The following is a 686-nucleotide window of genomic DNA, read 5'->3' as shown; positions in this document are numbered from 1 at the left end:
GACAACGAGCGCACCGTAATCCTTATGCTCCTGCGACTGGCTGTCCCAGTAGCTCCAATCCATGCGAGTCACCTGGTCCGGCGGTCGCAACCGGGGCGCAGGATCTCGGTGGCATTCAAGACAAAAGCGCATCTCGAACGGCTCTGCCCGCATCATCAGCGGCATCTGATCGACGCGGCCGTGGCAGGCGACACAGGGCACGCCGCGCGTGACATGGATCGAATGGTTGAAATAGACATAGTCCGGCAGGCGCGAGACGCGCTGCCAGGCAAGCGGCCTGTTCTCGGCCAAGCTCAGCCGCACCGGCGCCAGCATGGCGGCATTGGTCCAGATCTGCGAATGACAGGTCATGCAGATATGCGTCGCCGGCAGGCCGGCGCGGGCGCTCGTCTCCACCGACGTGTGGCAATAGCGGCAATCGATGCCAAGCCCTGCCACGTGATGTTCATGGCTGAACGGCACCGGCTGGTCCCGAACCCAACCGACCAGCGTGCCGTAACTGGAACTGGCATAGCCGCCAATGAAGAGCATGAGCAGTGTGAGCCACACCAGGGCGACGAGAACCAAAGCCCGCAGGCGCGTATCCGCAGATGCGGTGAAGATCTGCGTCATCCCCCGGCTCTCCTTTCGTGCGTCCAAACTGCCGGTAGAAACGATTTGTTCCGTCTGTATTTGGAGCGCAGTGT

Annotated in this window: 1 protein-coding gene; it reads right to left on the bottom strand. The window is 62.1% G+C overall.

What is annotated here, in order from left to right; translation table 11 throughout:
• On the bottom strand, positions 1–612 hold a 612-nt coding region (locus tag AC1D0P_RS26670), incomplete at its 3' end, for a hypothetical protein (protein WP_477679481.1).
• Positions 613–686 lie beyond the last annotated feature (74 nt).

Source organism: Polaromonas sp. P1_G2 (assembly GCF_056405515.1).
This window is presented reverse-complemented; position numbering and strand designations above follow the sequence as displayed.